The sequence below is a fragment of the Blastomonas sp. genome (genome assembly GCF_046294995.1).
GTDB lineage: Bacteria > Pseudomonadota > Alphaproteobacteria > Sphingomonadales > Sphingomonadaceae > Blastomonas.
Window position 1 is genome coordinate 1 of the sequence record NZ_JBKBOG010000022.1, and the last position, 25,089, is coordinate 25,089.

Sequence of the window (25,089 nt, forward strand, 5' to 3'; positions counted from 1 at the left end):
CTGTTGACGATTTTGCGCCAGCGGACGGAAGTGCCGCATGCGGGGGTCGTCGCCCTGTTTGCGTCGTTCATCCTGCTGTGCGGCGTCACCCACCTGATGGGGATCGTCACGCTGTGGTATCCGATCTATCCCTGGGTGGGCTGGATCAAGCTTGCCACCGGCATCGTGTCGATGACGACGGCGTTCGTGTTGTTCAAGATGATCCCGGACATCGTCAGGCTGCCGTCGCCTGCTTCGCTGGTCGCGGCCAACGACAGTCTCAGCGCTGAGATCGCGGCGCATCGCGAAACCCTGGCGTCGCTCGATCGGCAGGTGAAGGAACGGACCAAGGAACTGGAGAAGGCAACCGCGGCGCTGGCGGTGCAGGCGCGCGAAGCGGTCCACCGCAGCGGCAATCTCTTGACCGTGGTTCATTCGCTGGCGATCCAGTCCGCGCGCGGCAACCGGTATACCGAACAGTTTCTCTCGGCGTTTCTGGGGCGTGTCCAGGCACTGGCGGACACCACGCGCTCGATTGCGAGAGGCGACCGGTCGTCGGCGGAAATCGAGCAGGTGGTGAATTCGGGGCTGGCGGTTCTGCGCGGCACGTATGGCGAGAGGGTGTTATCGGGCGGACCATCGGTCACGATCGATCCGGTCGCCGCGCAACAGCTCAGCCTGGTCCTGTATGAACTGGCCACCAACACGCAGAAATACGGGCTGGGTTTGGCCGATGATGCATCGGTCGATGTCCGGTGGACCATCGACGGCGGCACGTTCGCTTTTGTGTGGCGTGAACGCGGTATCGACGTGACAGGGCTCGATGGCGCCACCCGCGCCGAGGGCTTCGGCTCCAAGCTGCTGATGCGCATCGTGCCCAAGATGCTGGACGGACAGGCCGAGCGAACCTTCGACGCGGGCGAAATGGTCTATAGTCTGTCCGCACCGCTTGAAGCGGTTGCCGCGCACGATGCCGACGACCTCGAGCAGCGGTTGGCGGCGCGCATCATCGATACCAGCTTCGGCCTGGACTGATCCCGCCGAAGGTCCCACGACGGTGTCATGGAACCGCGGCCGCTCCAACGTCGTACCCTCACCAGCGCGCGATGAGCGAATTGGCGACGGATCGAATTGGAGGCTTGAGGCATGATCGAATTCGATACGGTGGCCCTGGTGCTGAGCGGTGGCAACGCGCTCGGATCGTATCAGGCAGGCGCGTACCAGGCATTGGAGGAATACGCGCTCGAGCCCGGATGGGTCGCCGCTGCGTCTGCTGGCGCGGTCAACGGTGCGATCATCTGCGGCAGTCCCGTTCAGCGCCGGCTCGCGCGGCTCGAGGATTTCTGGCAGCCGGCCCCTGCAGGCACCGGCGAAAGCCCGTGGAGCAGATCGGCCGAGGACGCCAGGCGAACCGCCGCCGCCAGCCTGACCATGGCGACGGGACGGACCGGCGCGTTCACGCCCCGGCGTCTTTGGGGGCCGTTGTGGGATCCGTTCGTGAACCCCGAACCCGCCAGTCTTTACGATACCACGCCCTTGGGCGCGACGCTGGAGCGGATGGTCGATTTCGGCCTGCTCAACGAGGGTTCGACGCGTTTGTCGGTGACCGCGGTCGATCTGGAAAGCGGCGGCGATGTCGTGTTCGATACGCAAAGCCAAGCGCTCACGATCGAGCACCTGCGCGCGAGCAGCGCCTTGCTCCCGGCGTTTTCGCCGGTCGAGGTGGAAGGGCGCATGCTCGCCGATGGCGGAATATCGGCAAACCTTCCGCTCGATGTCGTGCTGCGTGACCCGCCACCGGGCAGGACGCTGTGCATTGCGCTCGACCTGCTGCCGCAGGCGGCGTCGCGCCCGTCGGGGCTGGGAGAGGCTGCGAGCCGGATGCAGGACCTGATCTTTGCCAGCCAGAGCCGGCGTGCGATCGCTGCCTGGCAGGCGATCTTCGATGCGCGGGTCGCAACAGATGGCGGCAAGGAGGCGCAGCCGGCAGTGACGGTCCTGCAGATCGCTTATGCCGATCAGGGCCGGGAGGTCGCTGGCAAGGCGTTCGATTTCTCCGCTCTGTCGGCCCGCGCGCGCTGGGATGCAGGGCACCGCGATCTGGGCCGGGCGCTTGCCCAGTTGGAGGCTGGCCAGATCGACACGGACAAGCCCGGCCTGTCGGTTTACAGGCTGAATCGCGCTGCACCCGACGACGAACCGGTCTTGCGACTGTCGCACGAGAGCCTGATCAAGGCCTGCGGCTGAAACGGGCGGATCAGCGTTCTATCGCCATCACACATCGCCGCCGATATCCAGCGCAACGGACGTCCCGAGCGGGGGCACCAGCGTCGGCCAGTCCTGCACGCTCTTGCCCAGGCGCGTGCCGATGATCGCTGCGATCGGGCCGCCATGGGTGACGACCAGAACCCGCCCGGATGGCAAATCCTGCACGGCGGCCAGCGCCCGCGCGGCGAGCTCCATCGTGGTCTCGCCATTGCCGGGGCGGAAGCCTGCAGGATCGTCGATCATGCCATCCATGGCGCTGCCGGTTTCGCGATAGATCGCGGCCCAACTGCGCCCCTCCCAGCTGCCGAAATCGCGCTCCATCCAGCGGAGGTCCGCCAGCGCAGCCACGCCTGCCCGCTTGGCGATGGCATCGGCGAGGATTTGGGCGCGGCGCAGGCCCGAATGCAGCACGACATCGGGGCGCCATGCGGCCAGATCGGGCGCAAGTGCGCTCGCCTGCGCGGCGCCTGCACGGCTCAGGCCCATGTCGCTTTGCCCGTAGCAGCGCTCCCTCCAGGCGCGGGCGACCTCGGTGTGCCGGACCAGCAGCAACGTGCGCATCAGATCGACGCGGTGGCGGCCAGCAGCAGGATCAGCTGTCCGGCATAAGCGGCAAAGCCCAGGCAATCGCCGGTGCTGCCGCCGATCCGGCGCAGCAGCAGCGCGCGGAACCAGGCGATGAACACTGCAGCGCCGAGCACGCCCACGAGCAGGGACAGGGGGCTGAGCACGGCAAAGCCGAGCATTCCGGGCAAGGCCGTCGCCAGTGCCACCAGCAGCACCGATCGCCCGACACCCGACGCGACATCCTTGGCGAGCCCGGTGCCTTGCGGCGCGGGGGCGACCAGGGTCATCAGCACCACCACCAGCAGCCGCCCGAAGGTGGCAGCGGCAACGATGGCCAGAAACGCGGTGAGCGGCGCCAGGCCCTCGATCACCGCCAGCGTCAGCGCGGCGCGCAGGCCGAGCGCGAGGATCAGGCCCAGGCTGCCATAGCTGCCGATGCGGCTGTCCTTCATGATCCGACGGACATCATCTGCGGTGAAGCCGCCGCCGAACGCGTCGCAGAAATCGGCAACCGCATCCTCGTGGAACGCGCCGGTCAGCCGCGCTTCGAGCGCGAGCGCGATCAGCACTGCGACCAGCGCCGGCCAGATGCTATCCGCCGCCAGCGCGACCCCGGCGGTGACAGCGCCGATGCCAGCGCCCACCAGAGGAAACCAGCCCACCGCCTGCACCAGCCCGATCGCGACCTGCTGCGCGGTCAGCCGCTCGGTGCCGGGGACGGGGATGCGGGTGAGGAACTGGACCGCGAGCAGGGGCGGCGCCCAGGCGGGGCATGGCTGCTCCATATCAGGCGCCGATATCCGCGAGCCGCGCGACATCGCACAGCAGCGCCGCAGCGCTGTCGAGCAGGGGCAGTGCGACCAGCGCACCGCTGCCTTCGCCCAGCCGCATCTGCCATTCGAGCACCGGGGTGAGGCCTAATTGGGTGAGTGCGGCGCGGTGGCCGGGTTCGGCGGACAGATGACCTGCGATCATCACCCGGCATGTGCCCGGGCAAAGCCGCTCGGCGATCAGCGCGGCGGCGGTGGTGACATAGCCGTCGAGCAGCACCGGTACGCCCTGCCGCGCGGCCTGCGCATAGAAGCCCGCCATCGCGACGATCTCGAACCCGGCGATCGCGGCCAGCGCGGCCTTGTCGGTGCGCCCGTCCAGCCGTGCGACCGCCGCTGCGACGATGTCCCGCTTGGTGACGCGCATCGCCGCATCCGCGCCCGCGCCGCTGCCGGTCGCGGTATCGGCGTCGATCCCGGTGAGCGCGTGGGTGATGCAGGCGGCGGAGGTGGTGTTGCCGATCCCCATCTCGCCCGCGATCAGCAGGCGATGGCTCGCATCGACCGCAGCTTGCGCCTCTGCCTCGCCCAGTGCCCATGCGGTGTCGAACTGGTCCATCGCCATTGCGGGACCCTGGCTGAGATCGGCGGTGCCCGGAGCGACAGGCTGCGCGTTGAAATGTGCGGGCCAGGGTGCGCGCGGAGGCTGGACCATGCCTGCATCGACCACGCGCACGTCCACGCCATGTGCCTTGGCCAGCGCGGTGCTGGTCGCCTTGCCGCTGAGGATCGTCTCGACCATCGCGGTGGTCACCGCCGAGGGCCAGGGCGTCACGCCTTGCGCGACGACGCCATGATCGGCGGCGAACAGCACGATGCGGCGCGGGCGGGTGAGGGGGGTGAGCGACTGGCCCGCCAGCGCAAGCTCGACCGCGAGTGCCTCGAGGCGTCCCAAGCTGCCGACCGGCTTGGCGAGGGCATCGAGCTTGGCCTGGACATCGTCGCGGGTGATCATCAGCGCTCCAGCCTTGTGATGTCGGACGGCAACCGGTCCTGCCAGCCATGCCGGACCAATTCAGGCGTCTCGCTTTCGCGCTCGGGATAGCCCAGGCACAGCAGCGCGATAAAGCGCCAATGTGCGGGCACATCGAGCAGCGCGTTCATGCGCGCGGGATCGATGATCGATACCCAGCCGAGGCCAATGCCGCGCGCGCGTGCGGCCAGCCACAAGGTGTGGATCGCGGTCACCACCGACCAGCACAATGTTTCGGGCATTGTCGCGCGGCCAAGCCCGTGGCCGGCCTCGCCTTGCTCTTCGCAGAACACCGCGACAATCTCGGGCGCCTCGCGCAGGCCGTGGAGTTTGAGCCTCTGGTACAGTGCTTTGCGGTCGGCGGCATAAGCCGCGCCCGCCGCACGCTTCTGCGCATCGACCGTGTCCGCCAGCGCCGCGCGGCGCTCGGGCGAAACGATGCGGACGAAGCGCCAGGGCTGCGCATTGCCGACCGACGGGCCATGGCACGCGGTCTCGAGCAGGGTATCGAGCAGGCCTTCGGGCAGGGCGCGCGTGTCAAAATGCCGCACGTCGCGACGCCAGGCGAGCAGGCTGTCCAACTGGTCGCGAAAGGCTGCGTCGAACAGCGGTTCCGTCATGGCGTATGCCCCGCAATCGCCACAAGCCGGTCGATATCGACATGCTGTTCAAGCCCCGCCGCCAGCGCATCGAGCGCCTGGTCGACGCGGGTGTCCTGTGCGACGCCATCGGACTGCGCGCCCAGCCGCGCCAGCCAGGCCCCGCGCTGGGCGGGGTGGTCGAACAGCCGGTGGATATAGCAGCCCGCGACCTGTCCGTTGGCGCTGATCACGCCGTCCTCCGCGCCATCGGCAAGCCGCAGCAGCGGTTGCACCGGGCCGAGCGCGCGGGTCTGGCCGACATGGATTTCATAGCCCGCGAAGGTCGCGCCGTCGCGCAGGCTGGTGCCGGTGACATCGACCACGCGCTTGTCGCCGGTCAGCCGGGTAGCGATGGGCAGATAGCCCAGGCCGGCGACGGTCTCGGGCGCGCCTTCGACGCCATCGGGGTCCTCGATGCTTTGCCCGAGCATCTGGTAGCCGCCGCAGATGCCGAGCAAGCCGCCGCCGCGCCGGACGTGCGCGGCGATATCGACATCCCAGCCTTGCGCGCGCAGGAATTTGAGGTCGGCGATGGTCGCCTTGGTGCCTGGCAGGATGATCAAGGCCGCATCGCCGGGGAGCGGCTCGCCCGGCGGGACCATTACCAGCTTCACGCCGGGCTCGTGCGCCAGCGGGTCGAAGTCGTCGAAATTGGCGATCCGCGACAGCATCGGCACCGCGATGGTGACCGCGCCCTGGTTGGTCGCCGCCGCATCGAGCACCACCGCGTCTTCGGCAGGCAGCTGTCGCGCGGCGGCGAGCCAGGGGATCACGCCCAGTCCCGGCCAGCCGGTGCGGCGTTCGATCTCGGCATAGCCATTGTCGAAGAGGCGCACATCGCCGCGAAACTTGTTGATCAGGAAGCCGTGGATCATCGCGGCGTCTTCGGCGTCGATCACGGCCTTGGTCCCGACGATCGAGGCGATCACGCCGCCACGGTCGATATCGCCGACCAGCACCACGGGAACGTTCGCCGCGCGGGCAAAGCCCATATTGGCGATGTCGCCCGCGCGCAGATTGATCTCCGCCGGGCTGCCCGCGCCCTCGACGATGACGATATCGGCGTCGGCCTTCAGCCGGTGCCAGGATTGCATCACCGCCGCGAGCAACTCTCCCTTGCGGTGCTGGTAATCCGCCGCGCCGAGCATGCCGACGACCTTGCCGTGGACCACCACCTGCGCACCGGTGTCCGACTGCGGCTTGATCAGCACCGGGTTCATGTCGATGCTGGGTGGAACGCGGCACGCCAGAGCTTGCAAGGCTTGTGCGCGGCCGATCTCGCCGCCCGCTGCCACAGCCGCGTTGTTCGACATGTTCTGCGGCTTGAACGGGCGCACGGCGAGCCCGCGATTGGCGAGCAACCGGCACAATCCTGCGACCAGCACCGATTTGCCGACGTCCGATCCAGTCCCCTGCAGCATCACAGCAGCCATGCGAGCCCTCCTGTGATGGCCCATAGCAACACGCACGCGCGGCGATAGACCCATAGCGCGCGCATGAGGTCGGCGGCATCGGGCGCGGGGCCATCGCCCAGCCAGGCACGGTGCGCGGGCTCGCCGTCATAGCTGACCGGGCCGCCCAGTCGGCGCCCCAGTACGCCTGCCATCGCCGCTTCGGGCCAGCCGCCATTGGGCGAGGCGTGGTGGCGGGCATCGCGCAGCATCGTGGCCCATCCGCCCATTCCGGCGAGGCACACCAGAACGCCGGATATCCGCGCGGGGATGAAGTTGACCAGATCGTCGGTGCGCGCTGCCGCCCAGCCGAAATGCAGATACCGTTCGTCGCGGTGGCCGATCATCGAATCGGCGGTGTTGACAACCTTGCAGACCAGCAGCCCCGGCAACCCCGCGACCAGAAACCAGAAGGCAGGTGCAACCACGCCATCGCAGAAGCTTTCGGCCAGGCTCTCGGTCGCGGCGACCGCGATGCCGCTTTCGTCGAGCGCTGCGGTGTCGCGACCGACGATCATTGCGACCGCCACGCGCGCTGCACCGACATCGCCGCGCAGCAGCGGGCGAGCGACCGCACGCACATGATCGTCGAGGCTGCGCTGCGCAAGGCCAGTGGTCGCGAGCACGATCACCACACCTACAGCGATCCCAGTGCTGGCCGACGCCTCAATCAGCCATCCGATCGCGCCGACACCGCCTGCGACCAGCGCCAGCAGCGCGACCCCCAGCAGCCGTTGCCGCAACGCGCTACCTGCGTTCCAGCGCCTTTCGAGCGCGGCGATGGCAGCGCCGATCCAGATCACCGGATGGCCGATCGCCGCCAGCAACCACGCCGGATAGCCGATCGCGGCCTCGCCGATCAGCGCGAGCAGCAGCTGTTCGGGCCGCGCCAGCATCAGGGCCGCGCCATCGAAGTGGTGACGATGAACCGCATCCCATCGGGCGTCGTACCGATATGCGAGGCGACGCCATAGGTGGCCGCGATCCGCTCGGGCGTCAGCACGTCGGCGGGCGGACCTTGCGCGACGATGCGGCCATCGCACAGCAGCAGCACCTCGTCGGCCACCCGGATCGCGTGGTTGAGGTCGTGCAGCACGACGATCACGCCTGCGCCCGAACGCGCGACATCGCGAAGGCATTCAAGCGTATCGAGCTGGTGCGCAGGGTCGAGATTGGCGAGCGGCTCGTCGGCAAGCAGCCATTGCGGCTCTCCCGCCAGCACGCGCGCAAGCAGGACGCGTGCGCGCTCACCGCCCGAGAGTGCGGTCATCGGGCGCGCGGCGAACTGGGTGACATCGGTCGCGGCCATCGCGCGCGCGACGGCGGCACGGTCGGCATCGGTTTCGCCCCAGCGGGTGCGGTGCGGATAGCGACCCAGCGCCACCAGGGTCGCGACATTCACGTCCCAATGGACATCGCCGCCTTGGGGCAGGAGGCCGATCTGCCGTGCCAGATCGCGCATCGTCCAGGAAGCGCGGGTCTGCCCGTCGAGCAGCACCTGGCCCTCGTCGGGCGAGTGCAGCCCGGCAAGGCACGAAAGCAGGGTCGACTTGCCCGCGCCATTGGGGCCGAGCACTGCCGTCACCCGTCCGGGGGCGAAGCTTGCGCTGACCGGGCCGAGCACACGGCGTCCGCCGAGGTTGAGGGCCAGGTTGTCGGCTGCCAGAACGCTCATGCCAGCCCCCGGCGCATGCGCAGCAGCAGGAACAGGAAGAACGGCCCGCCGAGCATCGACATCGCGATCCCCAGCCGCAATTCGCTCACCGTCGGCAGCGCGCGCACCAGGCTGTCGGCGACCAGCAGCAGCAGCGCGCCCGCCAGCGCCGAGGGCAGCAGCACCGCCGAGGGCCGGTTGCCGACGAACGGCCGCACCAGATGCGGCACGATCAGCCCGACAAAGCCGATGATCCCTGCGGTCGCAACCGACGCCCCGACGCAAAGCGCAACCCCGACCACGATCAGCAGCTGCAGCCGCAACGGATCGACCCCCATCGAGCGCGCGGCGGATTCGCCCAGCGTCAATGCATCGAGCGTGCGCCCGGTGAACGCCAGCAGCACGCAGCCCAGCGCCAGCAGCGGCAGCGCCAGCGTCACATCGTCCCAGCTGCGATCGGTCAGCGCGCCCATCAGCCAGGTGACGATCTGCGATGTCGCAAACGGCGTGGGGGCAAGGCTGATCGCCAGCGCGGTCATCGATCCCGCCACGCTCGACAGGATCACGCCTGCCAGCGTGAACACGATGATGCTGCCCGACCGGCCCACCAGCAAGGCGAGGATCGCCATGGTGATGCCAGCCCCGGTGAGCGCAAAGGCGGGCAGCAGCAACGGCGAGGCGGCATAGCCGAAATATAGCGAAATCACCGCGCCCAGCGCCGCGCCCGACGACACGCCGAACAGTCCGGGGTCGGCAAGCGGATTGCGCAGATACCCTTGCATCGCCGCGCCCGACAGGCCCAGCGCCGCACCCACCAGCACCGCGAGCACGATCCGCGGCATGCGCAGCTCGGCGATGATCGGCCAGCGCGGGTCGGCGGCGGTCCAGGCGTCGAGCGGGATCCACACCTTGCCCGCCATCAGCGACAGCAAGACGGTCACGGCGATGCCTGCGAGCAGCGCGAGGTTGAGGGTGAGCGCGCGGCTCATAGCGAACGCCTGATGTCGGAGAGGTGACCCACCGCCTCGATGATCGTCGGCCCGCCGCAGTGCAGCAGCTTTTCAGGATAGCGCCGCACCGCAATCTGCCGCTTGAGCCCGGCGAGCACCGGGTGGCCGAGCATCCGGTCCGAGCGGTCCTTCGCTCCGACCGACAGCAGCACCTGCGGCGGCTTTGCCACCATATGCTCGAGCGGCAGCACGTCCCACTGCTTGAGGCCATAGTCCGCGCTGAGGTTGCGAAAGCCGGTGACGCGCAGCAGTTCGCTGGCCAGCGTGCCATCGCCCGGCACCAGCCCGCCGCCCTGCCAGATGAGCGCCCCGGGGGGCGTGGCGCTGCTCACCGATGCCGCGCGCACAGCATTGTCGATCCGCGCGACCAGCGCTTCGCCGCGCGCTGGCTGGCGGATGGCAGCGGCGATGTCACGGACCTGCGCGTTGCTCTCGGCAATGCTCTCGGGGACGCCGATCTGGATCAGCGGAATGTTCATCCGGTGCAGCGCGGAGATGGTCGAAGGCGCGACATGGCTTCCGGCGATCACGATATCGGGGGCCAATGCGACCACCTCTTCGGCGGTGCCCGTCGTCGCAGCGAAGCGCCGCGCCTGATCGAGCGGGATCGAGGTGGCGCGCGGATCTTGCGAATAATGGCTGATTGCGGCAATCTGCGCAGGCGCTGCGATCTGCATCAGCACCGCATCGACGCACGGGTTGATGGAGACCACGCGCGGCAGCGCCGCCTGCTCAGGTGCCGGGCGCTGCGCCACGCGATCAGCCGCCTGCGACGAACAGCCCGCGACCGTCAGGCCAAGTATCAAGGCAGCCGAGCGGATCAATACTCGACCCCCTTCTGCGCCTTGAACCCGGCCTTGAACGGGTGCTTCACTTCCTCGAACTCGGTCACGAGGTCGGCTATGTCGATCAGCTCGGGCTTGGCGTTGCGGCCGGTGATGCAGACGTGCTTGGTCAGCGGGCGTTCCTTCAAGAACGCGACGATTTCTTCGATCGGCAACGTGTCCTGGCGCAGCACGATGTTGAGTTCGTCGAGGATGATGAAGTCGTATGCCGGATCGAGGATCAGTTCCTTCGAGCGCTCCCAGGCTGCGCGTGCCGCCTCGATATCGCGCGCGCGGTCCTGCGTGTCCCAGGTGAAGCCTTCGCCCATCACTTCGAAGGTCAGAAGATCGGGGTTGGCCTGGAAGAAGTTCTTCTCGCCGGTCTCCCACGCGCCTTTGACATATTGGACGATGCCGACCTTCATTCCCCAGCCCAGCGAGCGGATCGCCATGCCGAAGGCCGAGGAGGACTTGCCCTTGCCGTTGCCGGTGTGGACGATCAGCAGCCCGCGTTCGAGCGTCCGCCTGGCCTGCATCCGTTCGCGCGCGGCCTGCACCTTCTTCATACGGGCGTTGTGGCGGGCGAAATCCTCGGGCGTCTCGGTCATCCTATCCTCCATCCGGCCAGCGCATCGCCCAGCCTTGTCCAGTCACTCTCATCGCGCGGCAGGCCCAGCCGCAGCCAGCCGGGGGCATAGCCGAAGGGCCGGGTCAGCACGCCGGCCTGTGCGAGGTGCACAAACAGGCCATCACGCTCTGGCGTCTGGATCAACACGAAAAATGCGGTGCGTCCGGCAATCTCGATGCCGTGGCCGGTCAGAAGATCCGCCAGCCGCTGCGATGCGTCTGCCAGTCGCGTGCGCTGGGCGCGGCGCCACGCGCTGTCGCGATAGGCGGCAAGACCGGTGGCGAGCGCCGGGCCGGATATCGGCCAGTCGCCGATCAATCCGCGCAGCTGTGTGCCGATTTCGGGCGGCGCGATCACGAAGCCCAGCCTGAGCCCGGCGAGGCCAAAGAACTTGCCGAACGAGCGCAGCACGATCAGTCCTGGCCAGTCGCAGCCTGCAAGGCTGTCGAGCGCGTCGGCATCGGCAAAGGCCTCATCGATGATCAGGTGTCCGCCGCGCGCCGCGAGCAACGAGGCGGCGACCTGTAATTGCGTGCGGTCGGCGATGATAGCATCGGGATTGTTGGGCCGCGCAAGGATCAGCACGTCGTGGGTTTGCGCCATCGGCACCAGCGCATCGGCGCTGCATTCGGTGACGGGGTGTGCGCCCCACATCGCCAGATGGCCCGAATAACCCGGACGCACCACCGCAGCGCGGCTTTGGGGCCGATCGCGACCGAGCACGAGGCCCAGCAGCCGCAGCGCAAGATCGCTTCCCGGCACCGCGACCACGCGGGCGGGCGCGACCCCGAAAAAGGCTGCAGCGGCCGCTTCCAGCGCTGCAAGTTCAGCCGGGTCGGGCAAGCTCTGCGTTGCCTCGGCGCTGTGCGCCATCGGATACGGCCAGGGTGCAATTCCCGTGGACAGGTCGGTCCACTGCGCAACCTGCGGGAAGGCAGCGCGCGCCAGATCGATCCGCCCGCCGTGCTGGGCGAAGGTATCAACAATGGCGCGCGCATCACCCATCAGTAGCGCAACCGCACGCCGGCATAGCCCGCGCGGCCCGGCGAGCCATAGCGGAACACCGTCTCGTACTGCTCGTCAAACACGTTCTCGACGCGGCCGTAGATGTCGATCCGGTCGGTCAGCGGGAACGACGCGCGCAGGTCGGCGAGCACATAGCCTTCGACCTTGCGGCTGTTGTTGGCATTGTCGAAATTCGCGCCGACATGGGTCAGCGTCACCCCGGTCTCCAGCCCGAAGCCCCACTGATAATCGATCAGCGCGGTGACGCTGTGCTGCGGACGGCGGACCAATTGGCGGCCGAAATTGACGTTGCCGGGCGAGCGGTTGGTGGCATCGGTATAAGTGTAGTTCGCCTGCAGCCGGAGCGTATCGACCGGCTGCATCGTCAGGCCGATCTCGACGCCTTCGGCACGCGCCCGCGAGACATTGTCATAGGTGCCCGAAGGCCGGTTGGCGCAGATTCCGGTCAGCGGTGCGACGCACGAGACGAAGATGATGAGGTCGCTCGAATTGCGCCGGAAATAGGTGGCGCTGGCCTGCAGGCGGCCCTCGACCAGGTTCTGCGTCACGCCTGCGTCCCAGCCCTTGGAGCGCTCGGGCTGCAGCTGCTGGTTGCCGAAATCGCTCTGCAGCTGGAACAGCGAGGGCGCCTTGAACCCTTCGGCGTAGCTCGCGCGCACGATCGTTCCGGTCTGGCCGATCGCATAGACCCCGTTCGCGCCGAAGGTGGTCGCGCCGCCGAAGCGATTGTGATCGTCATGCCGGACCCCGCCGGTCAGCGTCAGTCCGCTGACCGGGCTTGCCACGATCTGCCCATAGACGCTGTCGATCCGCGCGCGGCCGAGCGAAGGCGCAGCGCCGTAGCTGCTGCTCGAGAAGCGCGAGGTCTCGCGTTCCAGTCCTCCGGTCAATTGCCAGCCCTCGGTGATATCGAAGATCCCCTGATATTCGATCCGCTCGTTGCGGCCATGGCCGACAAAGGTTTCGGTCGCAGGGCCGTCGAGCGCGATGCTGCGGCGGCGGGTGTCGGTATAGGCATAGCCCAGCCGGTTGCGAAACCGTCCGTCGAACAAGGCCGCGTTGATCCCGGTATAACCGACGATCTCGCGGGTGCGCGACTCCTCGTTCACATCGCCGAAAGCGAAGGTCGGGGCAGGGAAGCCGTCGATATTGACCCGGCCTTCGGAGTACCAGCCGCGCGCGTCGATCGAGATCGTATCGCTCAGCGCCAGATTGACGTTGCCGTTGGCACCATAATTTTCATAGCCGTCCTTCTCGGTGCCGCCGCGCGCTTCGCTGAACGCCGAAATCCCGTCGGTGCGGAAATAGCCCGCGCCCGCGCTTGCCGACAAGGGACCTGCCTTGCCCGAGATGTTGCCGACCAATTGGCCGGTGTCGCGATAGCCATATTCGCCGCGCAGGTTGACCGCGAGATCCTCGGTCGGCTGGCGGGTGATCATGTTGATGACGCCGCCGATCGCCTGACTGCCCCACAGCACCGAAGAGGGGCCGCGCAGCACCTCGATCCGCTCGATATTGCCGGTGAGCAGATGGCCGAAGTTGAAGCCGCCGCCGGGCGAGGAGGGGTCGTTGAGCTTGATGCCGTCGATCAGCGCTGCGGTCTGGTCACTTTCGGCGCCGCGGATAAACACCGATGTCGTCGAGCCGATGCCGCCGTTGCGGATGATGCTGACCCCGGGCACGGTGCGCAGGATGTCGGCGACGGTCTGGGTCTGGCGGCGCTCGATCTCTTCGGCATCGACCACGGTGATCGACTGGCCGACGCGTTCGACCGGCTGCGCGGTGCGGTTGGCGGTGACGACGACGATGGCCTCGCGTGGGTCTGCAGCCGCGAGATTGTCTTGCGCGATCGCAGTTGCAGAGAGAGTGGCAGCGAAGGCGAGCGTGGAAGCGGTAGTTTTCAGAAATGTACTAGGCATGTGTATCCCCTGTCTAACAACAAGGGGTTGCACGCACCAATGGTACAGCAGAGCTATCGCCGGCATATCACCCGCGCGCGCCACCCCGATCGATGTCGTCACGCGAGGATTGACCTCGATCACGCTGAACACCCCGTCCGCGCAAAGGACCGACTGCAACAGGCAGGTCTCCTGGCTCCCGGGTCAACACGCTCGCCCCGCCTTCCCAAGTGCAGATGCACCCAGTGGCATGAAAGGGCGACCGCTATCCGGTCACAGTTGCGGGGACAGCCGCGGATTACAGGGGTGGATACCTGCTTCCGCGTTCCCTATTAATCCCATCTCTGGGAACCTGTCGCGCCGCCGCATTATGGCGCGCCTTTACGTTTTGCAAGGAAAATGGATCGATGCTGTGCTGACCTTCATCACGGGCGGAGCGCGGTCGGGCAAGAGCGCGCGCGCGCAGAGGCTGGCCGAAGATCAGCACGGCGAACTGGTCTATCTGGCCACCGCGCAGGCGTTCGACGACGAGATGACCGATAGAATCGCACGGCACCGGACGGATCGCGGCGCACGCTGGCGCACGGTCGATTGCCCGGTCGATCTGCCGCAGGCGATCGCGCGGGAGATGGCGCCGGGCCGCGTGCTGCTGGTCGATTGCCTGACCTTGTGGACCAGCAACATGCTGCTGGGCGAGCATGATTTCGCGGCCGCCTCAGGCTTGCTGATCGACACGCTGGCGCGTGCACGTTCGCCGGTCATTCTGGTCAGCAACGAGGTCGGCATGGGCATCGTCCCCGACAACGCGCTCGCACGGCAATTTCGGGATATGGCCGGGAGGCTGAACCAGGATGTCGCCGCGATCGCAGACACCGTCGAACTGGTCGTGTCGGGGCTGAGCCTCACGCTGAAATCCAGTCCGGCAGCAACTGAGAAGGCACGGGGTTTGCCGATCATCTGACCCGGCGCGCTCGCCGCGATCGCGCTTGACAGTCATCCGCCGCCATGATTATTGGATCCAATAAGCGTTCCCACAGGGACGACCGGCAGGCGGGAGAGAGACATGGGTTCCGAGGGTTTCGTATCATGCGATGATGCCGCAAACGCCGGTGCCGCGCCGCCATGGCCGGTCAACACCTGGTATGTCGCCTGCACGCCTGCCGAAATCGAGGGCAAGCCGCTGGGGCGCCAGATCTGCGGGGAACGGATGGTCTTCTTCCGGGGGGCCGAGGGCAAGGTCGCGGCGCTCGAGGATTTCTGTCCGCATCGCGGTGCACCTCTATCGCTCGGCTTTATCGAGAACGGCGCTTTGGTGTGCGGCTATCATGGTCTCGCGATGGGCTGCAACGGCCGGACGGTCGGCATGCCCGGCCAGCGGGTTGGGGGCTTCCCGCCGATCCGCACCTACCCGGTGATCGAACGCTATGGCTTCATCTGGGTGTGGCCCGGCGATCCGGCGCTGGCCGACCCCGCCAAGCTGCGCCATCTCGAATGGGCGGAGAGCGACGAATGGGCCTATGGCGGCGGGCTGTACCATGTCGCGTGCGATTACCGGCTGATGATCGACAATCTGATGGACCTGACGCACGAGACCTATGTCCATGCCGGCAGCATCGGGCAGAAGGAGATCGACGAGGCGCCGGTGAAAACCCGGATCGAGGGCGACGAGATCGTCACCAGCCGCTTCATGGATGGCATCATCGCGCCGCCGTTCTGGCAGATGGCGTTGCGCGGTGCGGGCCTGCCCGACACCGGCCCGGTCGACCGCTGGCAGATCTGCCGCTTTTCGCTGCCCAGCAGCGTGCTGATCGAGGTCGGCGTCGCGCTCGCGGGCCATGGCGGCTATCATGCCGACGACAGCAAGAAAGCATCCTCTACCGTCGTCGATTTCATGACGCCCGAGACCGCGACCTCGCACTGGTATTTCTGGGGCATGGCGCGGCGCTTTGCGGTCGCCGACACCGCACTGACCGACACGATCCGCGAGGGCCAGGGCAAGATCTTCGGCGAGGACATGGAGATTTTGCAGCTGCAACAGCGCAATCTCGATCGTTATCCCGATCGCAAGCTGCTGCTGCTCAACATCGATGCAGGCGGGGTGAGGTCGCGGATGATGATCGAGCGCGCGATTGCCGAGGAACGGGCCGAGCCGGTCCCGGCCTAGGGTCCTTGTGGCGGCGGGCGCGGGTCAGAACGCCAATGTGCCGCGCCGCTCGGCAAACAGCCAAACCCCATCTTCGAGCACCAAGCGGTCGTGGAAGTCGCCGACCAGCGTCTTGTCCGCCATATACAACACGACATAACTGTGTGCGCGGACTTCGCGATCCGACACGATGTCGACGATCGTGTTCGCCATGACATGCCGGCTGACCCGCTTGGGACGATCGCGGAAGAACGCGCGGATATTGTCCTGCCCGACCACCGGTGCATCGGGTTCGCTGGGGCGGGCAAAGCTGCCATCCTGCGTGAACATCGCGGCCAGCCCGTCTGAGTCGTGCGCGTCGTTGAGCATGGCAAAGCGGCGGATCTGCAGTTCTACGGCCCAGGCGATATCGTTCATTCCGGTTGTCCTTCTTGATGCATCCATTCGAGCAAGGCGCTGCTGACGGCCTCGCTGGCCTCCATCGGGGCCATATGGCCGCTGCCTTCAAACACGACATACCGTGCCTGAGGGATGGCAGCGGCGATTTCCTCATGTTGCGCAGGCGGGCTCCAGCGGTCGAGCGCGCCGACCCCGATCAGCACCGGGCAACGGATCAATGGCAGCAGCGGCCGCGGATCAGGCCGCCCGAGCAATGCGGTGATCTGCGCAAGGTGGATGGCAGGGGTCATGCGTTCGACCATCGCATACAGCGCCGCGCGCAACGCGGGATCGGTATCGAGCAGGCCATCTTGGACCATCGGTGGTAGCCAGATATCGGCGAGCGCGGTCATTCCCAGGTTCGCGCTTATCTCGATCATCGCCTGCCGCTTGGACGCCTCGTCCGGCCAGACGGGGTGCACCCCGGTGTCGAGCAGGGCGAGCCGCTCGACGCGCTCTGGAGCCTGCGCGAAGACTTCCAGCGCGACACGCGCGCCCATCGAATGGCCGGCGATCGAGAACCGCCCCGGCGCTTCGTAGAGTATGTCGCGGGCCATGGCGGCCATCGAACCCAGGCGGGTGAGATCGGGGACGATGACATTGTACGACGGCGACAGCGCTGCCACCTGATGCGCCCACACCGCCGCATCGCACAGCAGGCCGGGGACGAGAACCACGGTTTCGCGCATCAGCCGAGCCTCGGTGGACGCGCAGTCACGGGTTGATGTCCTCAAGTGCGACCCCGTCGATCACCGCCGGAGCGGCCTCGATCAGCACGAAGGCGATCCGGCAGGTCTCGCTGGTCGACGGATTGCGCCACAGGTGGACCGTGCCGCGCTGGACGATGATATCGCCCGCTTGCGCCGTCGTGATTGTACCTTCATCGAGCTCGAGCTCGACCGCGCCCGAAAGCACGATGCCGTAATCGATGCTGCTCGACCGGTGCATCGGCGATGTACCGCCCGGGAGCATGTCGACGATGCGGATCACCGATCCCTGGTGCAGCGTCAGCCCCGCGTCGCGCAGCCGGCCATCGGTCTCGTCGTTGTTGTCGGCAGGGACTGTGGCCGTTGTCCATACCAGGCTGAAGGCGGCATCACCCGAGGGGATCGGCTCGACCGGCAGCAGGTCGTCGCTGCGGAACACGGCCTTGCCCGCGGCATCATGCCCGGTGACGATACGCCGGACAGGAGGAGAGGGCGTGGCGTTCATCCCTTGACCACCTTCTGGTCGATTGCGCCAAACAGCAGGCTGCCATCGGGGAGGCGGCTTTCCATCCGCACCCTATCGCCAAAGCGCATGAACTCGGTGCGCGGTTTGCCCTCGTCGAGCATCTCGATCCCGCGCCGTTCGGCGATGCACGACGATCCGATCTCGCGGAAATTGCTGTTCGAAACGGTGCCCGATCCGATGATCGTGCCTGCGCACAACGAGCGCGTGCTGGCGGCATGCGCTACCAGATCGTGGAAGCCGAATTCCATCACCCCGCCCAGCGCATCGCCGAAACGCCTGCCGTTCCAATCGACGCTGAGCGGCAGGTGGACGCGGCCCTCGCGCCAGGCATCGCCCAGCACATCGGGGGTGACCGCGAACGGCGCGACCGAGCAGGCGGGCTTGGCCTGCACCCAGCCAAAGCCGGTCTTCATCTCGACAGGGGCGAGCGCGCGCAGCGACCAGTCGTTGATCTGAACGATCAGCTTGATATGCGCCAACGCCTGCTCGGGCGTCACCCCCATCGGCACGAAATCGGTGATGATGCCGAATTCGCCCTCGAAATCGATGCCGTCTTCCTCGCGCGGCAGCGGCACGTCGGCGGTGGCGGAGAGGAACTGGTGCGACAGCCCCTGGTACATCAGCGGACGGCCCGCAGGCGGGGGTTCGGTTCCGAACAGGGTCTCCATCAGCTCGCCATGGCTGCGGAAGGCCGAACCATCGAGCCATTGCCACGCGCGGGGCAGTGGGGCGGCGAAGGCGAGGTCCGCCGAGCTTTCGCCTTCGCCCAACGCGAGCCGATCGGCCAGCGCGCGCAGTGCGGGCTCGGCAGTGGCCCAATCATCGAGTGCGGCCTGCAGCGTCGGCGCCACATCCGAAGCGCCGAGGAAGCGTGTGCCGTCGGCGCTGACGACGACCAAAGCGCCATCGGCGGTGCAATTGTCGTGGGTGGCAAGTTTCATGGGATATCCTTTCGTGGATCAAAGATCGGCGAGCGCATGGGCGACCAACGCAGCGAGGCTGCCGTCGTGGTGCAGGCCCAGAGCGTCTGCGCGGGGTGTGGAAAGCGGCGGCTGGTTGCCGAACGCGGCTTCCAGCGCCGGGTCGGGCGCATGGCTGACCAAAGCTGCGTCGGCGCCGGTCTGGCGGGCAATCTCGGCGACCACATCGCGCAGCGTCACGCGCAATGCGGGCAGGGTGAGGCGCGTGTCGGCGGGGTCTTCGGGCAAAGCGAGTGCCTTGACCAGCTGGCCTGCCAACGTCCGGCGCGAGAGCAGCCAGCAGGTCGCCTGCGGCGAAACAGGCAGGCAGATCGGGCGTCCGGCGCGCAGGTCGTGGAACAGGTCGCTCAGGAACGCCGACTTCATCCCCGATGGACCCTTTGGCCGCGCGACGATGCCGGGCAGGCGCAGCGAAAGCCCGCGGATCGCGCCGCGCCGGGTCATCGTCGCGATCCACTCCTCGATCATCGCCTTGTGCGCGCCATAGCGCAGCATGGGCTTCAGCGGCGTATCGTCATCAACCTGCGGCGGCAGCGGATCGCCGAACACCGCGATGCTGCTGGCAAACAGGACGCGGGGGCGGTTGCCGTGCGCGGCTGCGGCATCGATCAGCGCCATCGAGGCCGCGACATTGACCCGAGCCGCCAGCGCCGGATCGGCTTCGGCAGCCCCGCCGGGGATCGTGGCGAGATGGATCACCGCATCGAGCGGCTGCGCAGTGGCGCGTGCGATCAGGTCGGCATCGGCCAGATCGCCAGGAAGCGCGGTGACGCCCGGCAGGTCGGCAAAGCCGAGCCCGGCGCGGTCGGTGGCGGTGACGCGCCAGTCGGTGCTGAGCGCGCGCACCAGCGCCTGGCCGACAAAGCCGCCCGCGCCAGTCACCAGAATGCTTTGGGACGAGTCAGCTGCCATCGGTGATCGACGTTCCGCCGTCGACGGCGATCTGCTGGCCGGTGATGAAGCTGCTGCCGGGCGAGGCGAGGAACAGGCAGGCGGCGGCGACATCGGCGACGGTGCCGACCCGGCGCAGCGGGGTCATCTGCATCCGCCGCGTCATGAAGCTCTCGTCGGCCATCAGTGGCTCGGACAGCGGCGTGGCGATCAGCCCCGGCGCCAGCGCGTTGACCCGCACATTGTCCGGCCCCCATTGCACCGCCAGATTGCGCGCCAACTGCGCCACGCCCGCCTTGGCGAGCGCATAGGCGTTGATCGCACCATTGCCGCGCAGCGCCGACAGGCTCGACATCAGGACGACGCTGCCGCCGCCGCGCGCCGCGATATGCGGGATCGCGAGCGTTGTCAGCACGACCATCGAGCGCAGATTGACCGCCATCACCCGATCGAAATCGTCGAGCTCCCAGCTGCCAGCCTTGCCCGTGATCCCGGCATTGCACACCAGGATGTCGAGCCCGCCGCACCGGTCTAGGGTACCCGCAACCAGGGCTTCGAGCGCGGCGCCATCGGTAACATCGCAGGCGATGGCGTGTGCCTCATGCCCGTCGGCGCGCAGCTCGGCCGCGACCCGTTCGGTTTGGTCCGCGTCCTCGCTCGAGATCACGACCTTCGCGCCTGCACCCGCCAGCGCCCGGGCGATGCCGAGCCCGATGCCGCGTGTCGACCCGGTGACGATCGCCGTCCTGCCGTGCAGGCTGTCCGGGCCGGGCGCGATCATCAGTCTTCGATGATGGCGACGGCGCGGGTCCAGCCGGCAGATGCGCCGCGGATCTTGTGCGGGAAACAGCTGACGGTGAAGCCGTGCGCGGGCAGGCTTTCAAGGTTGTGCAGCTTTTCGAGATGGCAGTAGCCGATGTCGCGCCCGGCCTTGTGGCCTTCCCAGATCAGCGAGGTGTCGCCGCTCTCGGCGACCTTCTTGGCGGTGTAGCTGAACGGCGCGTCCCAGCTCCAGGCATCGGTGCCGGTCACGCGGATGCCGCGCTCGAGCAGGTACATCGTCGCTTCATAGCCCATGCCGCAGCCGGTATCGACAAAGTCGGGCTTGCCGACCGCACCGCCGGCGGCGGTGTTGACCAATACGATATCGAACGGCTGCAGTTCATGGCCTATGCGCGCCAGTTCGGCTTCGACATCGGCGGCAGTCACGACATAGCCGTTCGCGAAATGCCGAAAGTCGAGCTTCACGCCGGGGTTGAAGCACCATTCGAGCGGCACCTCGTCGATCGTGATCGCGCGCTGGGCACCTTCTTCGGAATTGCCATCCATGGTGGGGTGGAAATGCCACGGCGCATCAAGGTGCGTGCCGTTGTGCGTGGTTAGGGTCACCCATTCGGCCGCGGCAAAGCCCGCGCCATCGGGCAGCTGTTCGGCGGTGACCCCGGGGAAGAAATGTCCCAGTTCGGTCACCGTATCGGCATGCTGCTGATAGGTGATTTTGGGGCGCATGAACGGCGGGTCGGTGATCACGTCGTTTTCGAGATAGATCGACAGGTCGATGAAGTGACGGGCCATGGTCTTATCCTTTTGTCAGAACAGCGCGCACCGCAGGGGGTGTGATGAGCAGCCCCAGCAGCGCGCCGTATGCGACCTTGATAGCAAATGCGGTTCCCCAGGCGAACGAGGCAACGCCGCTAAGTGTCAACGCTCCGATGACGACAGCCGCAAGCCCCAGAGCCGCCAGCGCGAGCAGGATTGCACGCACGACGATCGATCGAACGGTGGGCGCCGTGCCGGGCAGCTTGCCCTTCGTCATCGCGGCGCGCGTTTGAAGCGCAGGCATAAGCGCCGCCATGAACGAGGCAGCGCCCGATTGCGGCAGGAAGTCGAGCGCCAGATTGTCCGGCGCCCAGACCGCGATGGGGTTGGTCTGGCCGAAGACAGCCAAGAAGAACCCAGCGCTGATCGCCATCGTGATCAGAATCGAGATCAGCGTCTGTTTGCGCACATAGGCCGCAGGATCGGTCACGCGTCGGCCCAGTTGTACGCCAGCGGAACCTCGCGGAACGCGAAGCGGTCGATGTGGCGTTCAAGCGCGCCCTTGAGGCCATCGCGCTGGCCCTCGGCGCTGGCGGTGATCGTGCAGACCAAAGTGTCCGTTTCGGCATCGAGCGTGACGACGGCATCGGCGGGCCAGTCGGCACCGCGCGCATCCTTGGCAAAGGTGATCTGCCCGTGATCCTTGTCAAAGGTGACGGGCAGGTTGTGCTCCCAGTGCTTGCACACCTGTTGCAGGTATTTGCTGGCGCTGGCGGTGGGGATGCGCGCGGTGGCGACGAAGCTCATGGCTTGGCTGCCGATGTGCGACCGCCCAGCGTCTCGGCGAACCAGTCGGCGATGTAATCGCGCCCGAACGACATGTTGTCCGCGCCGACGTGTTCAACCCCGCCTTCACGCGCGGTGAAGATCTTGAGTTCGCGTTGGGGGCTGTTGGTCAGCTGCTCGAAGCTCTGGTGCGCATATTCGAGGCCGATCTGGCGATCCTTTTCGCCATGCGTGACCAGGAACGGCACCTTGATGCGGTCCATCACGCCGTCGAGCGTCATGTCCTTTGACTTGGCGTGGAAATCGTCCATGTCGGTTGCGCCGAACACCCACATCACGTGCGCCCAGTAATGCGGCACAGGGTTCTCGCCTTCGCGGCGCAGGCGCTTCTGCTGGACCTCGGCCCAGTTGTGGTTGGCACCCCAGACCGCTCCGCTGGCAAAACGCGGCTCGAACGCGACCGCACGCGGCGCGAAATGGCCGCCCAGCGAAATGCCGGTCATGCCGATGCGCGCCGGGTCGACATCGGGCTGGTTTTCGAGCCAGTCGACCGCGGGCGAGGCCCATTTTTCCGAGTGCGGCGTAGCGGGAAGGTTATTAAGCCTCAGCGCTTCGCCGGTCCCGGGCTGATCGACACACAGGGTCGAAATCCCGCGCGCGGCCAGCGCATGCGGCAGCTTGGACCAATAGAGCAGCTCCTTCGAGCTATCGAGTCCGTTGCAATACACGACGACGGGCTTGGGGCCATCGCCCGGTGCGCGGCAATACAAAGCGGGGAAGGTGCTTCCCTCGTAAGGAATTTCGACCCGCTCGACCGCGTGATCGCCGAGCGTCATCGCGCGCTTGAACGTGTCGAGCGCCTTGGCGTAGGTCGCGGCGCGATCGGGGCTGCCCTGACCCTGCATCCGCTCGGCGACCAGCAGGTAGAGCGCGGCCCGCTCAAGCTTGGCAGCGGCGGAGAACGCACGACCGCGTTCCTCGTCCTCGCCCGCCAGGCCGATCAGCTTGTCGCCGGTCTCCACCCAGGCCTGCATGAACTGCGGCGTTCCGGCATCGGCGCCATTGGCCGCGGCATCGCGGATCGGCTGGCACATGTCGATGATTTCGCCGATCTGCCCGCCGCTTTCGATCGCGATCGCGACCGAGAGATTCCAGATGTAGTTGGGAAAATATTCAAACAACGCCATGGCTTATACTCCTGCCGGCTGGAACAGGCCCTTGTCGGGCGCAGCGTGCGGCATGGTCTGCGGACCACCGGTGCCGATGCCCCACTGGTCCATGACCAAGGGCGCAGGCGCGTGCACCGTCGCCACCCAGGTCTCATCGTCGACCTCTTCGAGATCGGCGGTGTATTCGACCGCAAAGCCGCCCGGCGTGGTGAAATAGCTGAAGGTGTTGTTGCCTGCAGTGTGGCGGCCGGGACCCCAGCGGATGTCGGTGCCCATCTGCTTGAGCCGGTGGATTCCGCGCATCATGTCGTCGACGCCAAGCATGTCATAGGCAACATGGTTGAGGCACGGAGGTCCCGGAAGCAGCGCGATGCGGTGGTGCCACTGGTTGCAGCGCAGGAAGCACATGAAATCGCCCAGCCAGTCGCTGACCTTGAAGCCCAGCACGTCGGTGAAGAAGCGCACCATCTCCTTGTGATCGGGCGAGTGCAGCACGATGTGGCTGATCTTCTGCGGAATGCCTTCCCAGCGAACCAGTTCGCGCGAATGGCCACGGGTCACATCGCTGGAAATCTCGAACGGCAGCCCGTCCTTGCTGAAGAAGCGGAAGCCATAGCCGCCGCCCAGCGTGTCGAGGCCCTTGGGCGCGAAGACGACCTGGCAGCCATAGGCGACGACCTCGTCGTGCAGCGCATCGACATCGGCGCGGCTGTCGGCCGCCAGCGTGATGATGTCGATCTTCTGCACATCGGACTGGCGCAGGCGCATGACATACAGTTCGTCATGGCCCTGGGCGGCAAAGTGCAGCATGCCGTTCTTCTCGCCCGCATCGCGCAGGCCCCAGGTATCGCGGTAGAAGGCAGCTTCCGCTGCCAGATCGGTGACGGCATAGCCGACATGGCGGATTTCACTCACTCTAGCCATTGTCTTGTAACTCCTTGATTTTTCCAGCGGTGCGAGCCTCAGATCGGCTCGGCTACCTTCATGAACATTTCGCGGGTGGCGATCGCGTTATCGACCAGCGGACCCTTGCCGATCTGGCCGAAGCAGATCGCCTTTGATGAATCGACGATATAGCGGCAGCGTTCGAAGCGCCGGTCGCGATAGGCGGCAAAGGCGGTTTCGATGTCGTCGGCAGCCTCGAGCTCCTCGGCAAGCACCAGCCCGTCCTCGATCGCCATGCCTGCGCCCTGGCCCAGATGCGGCGTGGTGGCGTGCACCGCATCGCCCAGCAGGGCGACGCGGCCCTTGTGCCATGCGCCTTCGAGCAGCAGGCATTCGAGCGGCTTGTAGACTACCTCTTCATCGTCGGTGATCTGATCGACCAATGCGGCGATCGCGGGCGAGGGGACTCCGGCAATCTTGGTGCGCATTGCCGATGCCAGGTCTTCCTTGGCATACCGCGGATTGCCCGGCTCGGGCGTTGTCACGTACATGTACATCAGCTCGTCGGAGAGCGGGACCAGCCCGATCCCGGTCTGCCCTTCATAAGCCTGCAACCCGATGACATCGGGCGTCCGCTTGAAATTGTAGCGCCACACCGACTGGCCGGTGAACTCGGGCTTGGCCGCATCGGGGAAGATCGTCTGACGGGTCTGCGAATACAGGCCGTCGGCGCCGATGACTATATCATAGCGTCCAGTGCTGCCATCGCTGAACGTCACCGATACGCCGCTGCCGTCATCGTCCATCGTGCTCACCGTCAGGCCGAGCCGGACGTTGGCACCGGCACCGATGGTGCGGTCGCCCAGAACCTTGTGCAGCGCCCGCCGTCCGATGCCGACATTGCCGGGATAGCCATCGACCAGCCGGGGCGTGGGAATATCGGCAACGCACTGGCCGGTGGGGATGTACACCTGCACCCGGTCGAAGCCGAATCCGGCGCTGATATAGTCGTCGATCAAGCCCAGTTCGGTCATCGCGCGGATGACATTGCCCTGTTGAATGATGCCGACGCCATAGACCGACCAATCGGGATCGCGCTCTATAACATCGACGGCATGGCCCTTGCGGCGCAGCGCGATGGCCGAGGTCAGTCCGCCAATACCGCCGCCAACGATCAGAATTCTCAAGTCTTTCACGCGTGTGCACCCTCTCCGGCACCCCGTTCAATCCGGGGTTCATCATGCTGCTGAAATAGAGGAACACACGTAAATCTGTA

At 66.8% G+C, this 25,089-nt stretch carries 28 protein-coding genes and 1 riboswitch; of the genes, 4 read left to right on the top strand and 24 right to left on the bottom strand.

The annotated features are described in order from the left end of the window. On the top strand, nucleotides 1-1,014 hold a 1,014-nt coding region (locus ACK4R0_RS16090), incomplete at its 5' end, for a sensor histidine kinase (protein WP_409676335.1). Nucleotides 1,015-1,125: 111 nt separating this feature from the next. Then, nucleotides 1,126-2,226 (top strand): patatin-like phospholipase family protein, encoded by a 1,101-nt coding sequence (locus ACK4R0_RS16095; protein ID WP_409676338.1) that lies wholly within the window; start codon nucleotides 1,126-1,128, stop codon nucleotides 2,224-2,226. Nucleotides 2,227-2,253: 27 nt separating this feature from the next. Here the strand turns inward: ACK4R0_RS16095 and ACK4R0_RS16100 are convergent, their stop codons facing one another. From ACK4R0_RS16100 to ACK4R0_RS16155, 12 genes are read right to left on the bottom strand one after another with little or no spacing between them, the layout of a single operon-like run. After that, the gene (locus ACK4R0_RS16100) at nucleotides 2,254-2,808 is read right to left on the bottom strand and encodes a histidine phosphatase family protein (protein WP_409676341.1); all 555 of its coding nucleotides are present in this window, start codon (nucleotides 2,806-2,808) and stop codon (nucleotides 2,254-2,256) included. Next, nucleotides 2,808-3,599: an adenosylcobinamide-GDP ribazoletransferase gene (locus ACK4R0_RS16105; RefSeq protein WP_409676344.1), complete on the bottom strand. Its 792-nt coding sequence runs from the start codon at nucleotides 3,597-3,599 to the stop codon at nucleotides 2,808-2,810. The genes ACK4R0_RS16100 and ACK4R0_RS16105 overlap by 1 nt, the downstream gene beginning before the upstream one ends. A 1-nt stretch (nucleotide 3,600) precedes the next feature. Beyond that, nucleotides 3,601-4,599 (bottom strand): nicotinate-nucleotide--dimethylbenzimidazole phosphoribosyltransferase, encoded by a 999-nt coding sequence (cobT, locus tag ACK4R0_RS16110; protein ID WP_409676347.1) that lies wholly within the window; start codon nucleotides 4,597-4,599, stop codon nucleotides 3,601-3,603. Further along, complete coding sequence (bluB, locus tag ACK4R0_RS16115) at nucleotides 4,599-5,237, bottom strand: 5,6-dimethylbenzimidazole synthase (protein WP_409676350.1); 639 nt, start codon at nucleotides 5,235-5,237, stop codon at nucleotides 4,599-4,601. Before bluB ends, cobT begins: the two co-directional genes overlap by 1 nt. Continuing rightward, entirely contained in the window at nucleotides 5,234-6,691 is a 1,458-nt protein-coding gene (locus tag ACK4R0_RS16120; RefSeq protein WP_409676353.1) for a cobyric acid synthase, read from the bottom strand. Before ACK4R0_RS16120 ends, bluB begins: the two co-directional genes overlap by 4 nt. Continuing rightward, nucleotides 6,679-7,605, bottom strand: a complete 927-nt coding sequence (cbiB, locus tag ACK4R0_RS16125) for an adenosylcobinamide-phosphate synthase CbiB (RefSeq protein WP_409676356.1) — start codon at nucleotides 7,603-7,605, stop codon at nucleotides 6,679-6,681. Before cbiB ends, ACK4R0_RS16120 begins: the two co-directional genes overlap by 13 nt. Then, entirely contained in the window at nucleotides 7,605-8,384 is a 780-nt protein-coding gene (locus ACK4R0_RS16130) for an ABC transporter ATP-binding protein (RefSeq protein ID WP_409676360.1), read from the bottom strand. Before ACK4R0_RS16130 ends, cbiB begins: the two co-directional genes overlap by 1 nt. Beyond that, the gene (locus tag ACK4R0_RS16135) at nucleotides 8,381-9,352 is read right to left on the bottom strand and encodes a FecCD family ABC transporter permease (protein WP_409676363.1); all 972 of its coding nucleotides are present in this window, start codon (nucleotides 9,350-9,352) and stop codon (nucleotides 8,381-8,383) included. Before ACK4R0_RS16135 ends, ACK4R0_RS16130 begins: the two co-directional genes overlap by 4 nt. After that, entirely contained in the window at nucleotides 9,349-10,197 is an 849-nt protein-coding gene (locus ACK4R0_RS16140; RefSeq protein WP_409676366.1) for an ABC transporter substrate-binding protein, read from the bottom strand. Before ACK4R0_RS16140 ends, ACK4R0_RS16135 begins: the two co-directional genes overlap by 4 nt. Further along, nucleotides 10,194-10,805, bottom strand: coding sequence for a cob(I)yrinic acid a,c-diamide adenosyltransferase (gene cobO / locus ACK4R0_RS16145; protein WP_409676369.1), 612 nt, complete (start codon nucleotides 10,803-10,805; stop codon nucleotides 10,194-10,196). Before cobO ends, ACK4R0_RS16140 begins: the two co-directional genes overlap by 4 nt. After that, nucleotides 10,802-11,830 (bottom strand): aminotransferase class I/II-fold pyridoxal phosphate-dependent enzyme, encoded by a 1,029-nt coding sequence (locus ACK4R0_RS16150; RefSeq protein WP_409676372.1) that lies wholly within the window; start codon nucleotides 11,828-11,830, stop codon nucleotides 10,802-10,804. The genes cobO and ACK4R0_RS16150 overlap by 4 nt, the downstream gene beginning before the upstream one ends. Then, nucleotides 11,830-13,770: a TonB-dependent receptor plug domain-containing protein gene (locus tag ACK4R0_RS16155; RefSeq protein ID WP_409676375.1), complete on the bottom strand. Its 1,941-nt coding sequence runs from the start codon at nucleotides 13,768-13,770 to the stop codon at nucleotides 11,830-11,832. The genes ACK4R0_RS16150 and ACK4R0_RS16155 overlap by 1 nt, the downstream gene beginning before the upstream one ends. Before the next feature lie 143 nt (nucleotides 13,771-13,913). Beyond that, a riboswitch (cobalamin riboswitch) is annotated at nucleotides 13,914-14,120 on the bottom strand. On the opposite strand from ACK4R0_RS16155, the gene cobU reads away from it, so the two are divergent. Both cobU and ACK4R0_RS16165 read left to right on the top strand, forming a co-directional pair. Further along, the gene (gene cobU / locus ACK4R0_RS16160) at nucleotides 14,120-14,710 is read left to right on the top strand and encodes a bifunctional adenosylcobinamide kinase/adenosylcobinamide-phosphate guanylyltransferase (protein ID WP_409676378.1); all 591 of its coding nucleotides are present in this window, start codon (nucleotides 14,120-14,122) and stop codon (nucleotides 14,708-14,710) included. It overlaps the preceding riboswitch by 1 nt. Nucleotides 14,711-14,812: 102 nt before the next feature. Then, nucleotides 14,813-15,913 (top strand): Rieske 2Fe-2S domain-containing protein, encoded by a 1,101-nt coding sequence (locus tag ACK4R0_RS16165; RefSeq protein ID WP_409676381.1) that lies wholly within the window; start codon nucleotides 14,813-14,815, stop codon nucleotides 15,911-15,913. A gap of 24 nt (nucleotides 15,914-15,937) precedes the next feature. On the opposite strand, the gene ACK4R0_RS16170 is transcribed toward ACK4R0_RS16165, so the two are convergent. The 12 genes from ACK4R0_RS16170 to ACK4R0_RS16225 are packed head-to-tail and all read right to left on the bottom strand — an operon-like array spanning nucleotide 15,938 to nucleotide 25,009. Further along, nucleotides 15,938-16,309 carry a nuclear transport factor 2 family protein gene (locus ACK4R0_RS16170; RefSeq protein ID WP_409676384.1) on the bottom strand — a complete coding sequence of 124 codons (372 nt, stop codon included), beginning with the start codon at nucleotides 16,307-16,309 and terminating at the stop codon, nucleotides 15,938-15,940. Beyond that, a complete protein-coding gene (locus tag ACK4R0_RS16175) occupies nucleotides 16,306-17,019 on the bottom strand; it encodes an alpha/beta fold hydrolase (RefSeq protein ID WP_409676387.1) in 714 nt (237 codons plus the stop codon). The genes ACK4R0_RS16170 and ACK4R0_RS16175 overlap by 4 nt, the downstream gene beginning before the upstream one ends. Before the next feature lie 25 nt (nucleotides 17,020-17,044). Next, nucleotides 17,045-17,542, bottom strand: a complete 498-nt coding sequence (locus ACK4R0_RS16180) for a cupin domain-containing protein (protein WP_409676390.1) — start codon at nucleotides 17,540-17,542, stop codon at nucleotides 17,045-17,047. Further along, on the bottom strand, nucleotides 17,539-18,504 hold the full coding sequence (locus ACK4R0_RS16185; protein WP_409676393.1) for a fumarylacetoacetate hydrolase family protein: 966 nt from the start codon (nucleotides 18,502-18,504) through the stop codon (nucleotides 17,539-17,541). The genes ACK4R0_RS16180 and ACK4R0_RS16185 overlap by 4 nt, the downstream gene beginning before the upstream one ends. An 18-nt stretch (nucleotides 18,505-18,522) precedes the next feature. Further along, nucleotides 18,523-19,455 carry an NAD-dependent epimerase/dehydratase family protein gene (locus ACK4R0_RS16190; RefSeq protein ID WP_409676396.1) on the bottom strand — a complete coding sequence of 311 codons (933 nt, stop codon included), beginning with the start codon at nucleotides 19,453-19,455 and terminating at the stop codon, nucleotides 18,523-18,525. Further along, a complete protein-coding gene (locus ACK4R0_RS16195) occupies nucleotides 19,445-20,215 on the bottom strand; it encodes an SDR family NAD(P)-dependent oxidoreductase (RefSeq protein ID WP_409676399.1) in 771 nt (256 codons plus the stop codon). The genes ACK4R0_RS16190 and ACK4R0_RS16195 overlap by 11 nt, the downstream gene beginning before the upstream one ends. Then, a complete protein-coding gene (locus ACK4R0_RS16200; RefSeq protein WP_409676402.1) occupies nucleotides 20,215-21,009 on the bottom strand; it encodes a cyclase family protein in 795 nt (264 codons plus the stop codon). Before ACK4R0_RS16200 ends, ACK4R0_RS16195 begins: the two co-directional genes overlap by 1 nt. A 4-nt stretch (nucleotides 21,010-21,013) precedes the next feature. Then, nucleotides 21,014-21,463, bottom strand: a complete 450-nt coding sequence (locus ACK4R0_RS16205) for a hypothetical protein (RefSeq protein ID WP_409676405.1) — start codon at nucleotides 21,461-21,463, stop codon at nucleotides 21,014-21,016. Then, nucleotides 21,460-21,780, bottom strand: coding sequence for a DUF2218 domain-containing protein (locus tag ACK4R0_RS16210; RefSeq protein WP_409676408.1), 321 nt, complete (start codon nucleotides 21,778-21,780; stop codon nucleotides 21,460-21,462). The genes ACK4R0_RS16205 and ACK4R0_RS16210 overlap by 4 nt, the downstream gene beginning before the upstream one ends. Next, on the bottom strand, nucleotides 21,777-22,946 hold the full coding sequence (locus tag ACK4R0_RS16215) for an alpha/beta hydrolase family protein (protein ID WP_409676411.1): 1,170 nt from the start codon (nucleotides 22,944-22,946) through the stop codon (nucleotides 21,777-21,779). Before ACK4R0_RS16215 ends, ACK4R0_RS16210 begins: the two co-directional genes overlap by 4 nt. A 3-nt stretch (nucleotides 22,947-22,949) precedes the next feature. After that, nucleotides 22,950-23,852 (bottom strand): VOC family protein, encoded by a 903-nt coding sequence (locus tag ACK4R0_RS16220; RefSeq protein WP_409676414.1) that lies wholly within the window; start codon nucleotides 23,850-23,852, stop codon nucleotides 22,950-22,952. Nucleotides 23,853-23,890: 38 nt separating this feature from the next. Further along, on the bottom strand, nucleotides 23,891-25,009 hold the full coding sequence (locus ACK4R0_RS16225; RefSeq protein ID WP_409676417.1) for an FAD-dependent oxidoreductase: 1,119 nt from the start codon (nucleotides 25,007-25,009) through the stop codon (nucleotides 23,891-23,893). Between the last annotated feature and the right edge of the window lie 80 nt (nucleotides 25,010-25,089).